Genomic DNA, 3440 nt, shown 5'->3' with positions numbered 1-3440 from the left:
CCCGACTACTGGCAGGCAATTCGCGGGGTGTTATCCAGGAAAATTAAAAATGTTGCTATCCCCGGCATCGAAGTCAAACCGGGCATCTACACGGGCTTAAATGTGGGGGTAAACTGGGATAAAGTCGATATCACCGGACCTGTGTATATCGGGGCAATGACGCGCATTGAAGACGGGGCGAAAATTGTCGGTCCGAGTATGATTGGCCCGAATTGTTGGATTTGTGGCGGCGCGACGGTGGATAATAGCGTTATTTTTGAATATTCTCGCCTCGGTTCAGGGGCGCGTTTGGTGGATAAGTTGGTCTTTGGGCGCTATTGTGTTGATAAAACTGGCGCCGCGATCGATGTGGAAGCGGCTGCCTTGGATTGGTTGATTACTGATACCCGCAAGGTTCCCCCAGAATTTGATCACCCTAAACATCAGGCGATTCGTTCTTTATTCCATGGCAACTAGGCAACACCGCAACAGGGAAACCACTTCCTGTGCGTTGTGGGGAATGATGAATGATGAATGATGAATTATGAATTGGGGAGACGGGGAGAATAAATAAAAGCACATCTCCTATCTCCTGACTCCTGAATACTGTCTCCCCAAAACGAAAACTTCCTACCTCACCACATATCATGTTTGATTCTCCTGTTGATCTTCTCATTCTCTCCAATGGTCCTGGAGAAATATCTACATGGGTGCGTCCAGTTGTCAAGAGATTGCGACAAAACTTAACAGAAGATCGATCGCTGTTGCGGATTTCGGTGATTCTTTCCCCTTGTACTCATTCTATGGGGGCGGAAACGGAAGTAGTTAGGAAATATCCAGAGGTAGATCGAGTCCAGTCGCCAGAAAACTTCTTTAATTTTCTTTTCTGGCGAAAAACCGCCGATAATTGGGATTGGCACTCCAAGGGCATCGTTTTATTTTTAGGGGGCGATCAATTTTTTGCCCTCACCATCGGTAAACGTTTGGGTTATCGCACGATTATCTATGGGGAATGGGAAGCGCGTTGGTATCGGGGGATCGATCGCTTCGCCGTGATGAATACAAGTGTATTAAATAATGTTCCCCAACAATATCAGCATAAATTTACTGTTATCGGCGATTTAATGGTAGATTTGCCCACTGCTATCACCCCGGATGATGCTACCTTAATTGCACTCCTCCCGGGTTCCAAACCCTCGAAATTAGCCCAGGGTGTACCCCTAACCCTAGCTATTGCCGAAAAGATACACGCGCAGGATCCCCGGACTAAATTCTTAATTCCCGTCGCTCCTACCCTAAATTTAGCTTATTTGGCGAAATTTGCCGATCCTAGCTATAATCCGATGATCACTAAAACCGGTTGGAGTGCTGCCAAATTAAAAAACGGTGAAAAACCCTATCTAGAAACAGCTAAGGGGGTAAAAGTTGACCTAATTACCGATTTTCCCGCCCATAACCAGCTTTCTCGCTGTCATTTAGCTTTAACGACGGTGGGTGCTAATACTGCCGAATTAGGAGCGCTGGCAATCCCGATGATTATTTTACTACCGACTCAGCAACTAGACGCGATGCGGACTTGGGACGGTTTACCCGGTTTATTAGCCCAACTGCCGGGGGTGGGGTCTTTATTTGCTAAGATAATTAATCTCTATATGTTGCGGAAAAAGCGTTTATATGCCTGGCCAAATATTTGGGCCGGTGCAGAAATTGTTCCGGAATTATTGGGGGAATTACAACCAGAAGAAGTGGCAAATCTGGCTATATCTTGGTTAGAAAATCCCGAACAATTAGAGGCTATCCGGCAAAAATTGCGGGCAGTGCGTGGGCAAGCAGGAGCAGTGGATAAGTTAGTATCTATTATTGCCGAACAACTGTCTAGTTTCTAATCAATCAGAGAATTAAGCTTGTTGGTAGTGAGGATCAATTGCGATTAATTTATTAACAGTTTGATAGAATTCCTGCTGATAAAATTCCCGTTGATTGCTGTCGAGAGCATTAATTAATTGTTCTTGACAGTAACGACGATATTCCATTAAACTAATTTTTTCCAGAGCTATAATAGCATTTTTTATCTGTTCTTCTGGCTGCAAAATTTGCTGACTCGTATGTTCATTTAAGTGAAATAAAGAATTAAAATCACGATTTTTGTCTGCGGTGATTATCAATAAATGATTCTGTAAAGCTGACATCAAATCTCTTTGGTTAGTAATTTGGGTTTCTAACTCTAGAATTACTTGCCATAACCAACGATAATCAGGGAGATTAAAAATTAAATCTTTTTCATCCAAAAGTTCACAAATGAGCCTCCGATATTCGGGAGAATGGAGATAGATTAGTAATAGTAACCATTCGGCTTTTTCTGAGCCGTTTTTTTCGGATTTATCTAGGATATTTTTCCTTTTAATTGCTGGGGATTTTCCCAGAGGTTTATTAACTTGCTTCGAGAGATTTTTAAAAATATATGGCAAACGAGTGGCATCTTTTTGAGCCAAAATTTCAGCACAATAATCTAGGTAAAAAGTGCGTTGATTGCCGTCGATTAACTTTTGCAGTAAACTGACCATACTACTAGACACTTGTTGAAAATGTAGTCCCTGTTTTAAATCTTTATTAACCAACATTTGCGAGATTTGCCAATCAATCCAAAAAGGAGAATTTTCGATTAATTCTCGATAACTATTTACCCCGTCAGTATGGGATTTAAGAAATTCATCGGCATCTTTACCCTCGGGAAGATTGAGGATTTTTAGGTTAACTTGTCCTGAATAAACTAGGGAGTTAATTTCCTCGATCGCCCTTTGTGTGGCTTTAATTCCCGCTTGATCGGCATCAAAATTAAAGATTATTTGTTTACTTTCACTGTAGCGCAAAAGTAGCTTAATTTGCTCTTGACTTAAAGCTGTTCCTAAACAGGCAACCACATTATTAATACTGGCTGCATGGAGAGCGATCGCATCAAAATAACCCTCGACAACTATCGCTAAATCTTGCTGAATAATTGCCTGTTTAGCTCGATCGAGAGCAAAGAGAGTTTTTCCCTTTTCAAATAGAGGAGTATCGGGAGAATTTAGATACTTTGGTTGTTCATTACCTAAAGTGCGACTACCAAAAGCGATCGCTCGTCCTTGACTATCAAAAATAGGAATCATTAAACGATCGCGAAATTGATCGTAATAACCACTACCATTTTGACGCGCTTTAATTAATCCTGCTTGTTCCACTAAAGCCACAGGATAGCGCTTTTGTTCCACCAAATAACGATAGAGAGTTTCCCAACCTTGGGGAGAATATCCCAGTTGAAAATTAGCGATAGTTTCTGGGGTTAGTTGTCGTTGTACCTTGAGATAATCTAACGCTTTTTCCCCTTGAGGTTGACTAAGGGCGTGTTGATAAAAACTCACCGCCACGGCCATTATTTCGTATAATTGTTCCTTGAGGGATAATTTCTGTTCTAATTCCTG

At 41.8% G+C, this 3440-nt stretch carries 3 protein-coding genes; 2 read left to right on the top strand and 1 reads right to left on the bottom strand.

Going from position 1 to position 3440, the window contains the following annotated elements; genetic code table 11:
- A partial coding sequence (locus tag PX484_RS10685) for an LbetaH domain-containing protein (RefSeq protein ID WP_288103780.1) occupies positions 1-456 on the top strand: 456 nt, incomplete at its 5' end.
- Positions 457-626: 170 nt separating this feature from the next.
- Positions 627-1865, top strand: a complete 1239-nt coding sequence (locus PX484_RS10680) for a glycosyltransferase family protein (protein ID WP_287765673.1) — start codon at positions 627-629, stop codon at positions 1863-1865.
- 12 nt (positions 1866-1877) lie between these two features.
- Here the strand turns inward: PX484_RS10680 and dnaG are convergent.
- Positions 1878-3440 (bottom strand): DNA primase (dnaG, locus tag PX484_RS10675; protein ID WP_288103779.1); only part of this gene is annotated, 1563 nt, incomplete at its 5' end.

The organism is Microcystis sp. M49636_WE2, assembly GCF_030065375.1.
Taxonomy (GTDB): Bacteria; Cyanobacteriota; Cyanobacteriia; order Cyanobacteriales; family Microcystaceae; genus Microcystis; species Microcystis aeruginosa_C.
Note: the sequence above shows the minus strand (reverse complement) of the source record. Positions and strands in the feature narration are given on the sequence as shown.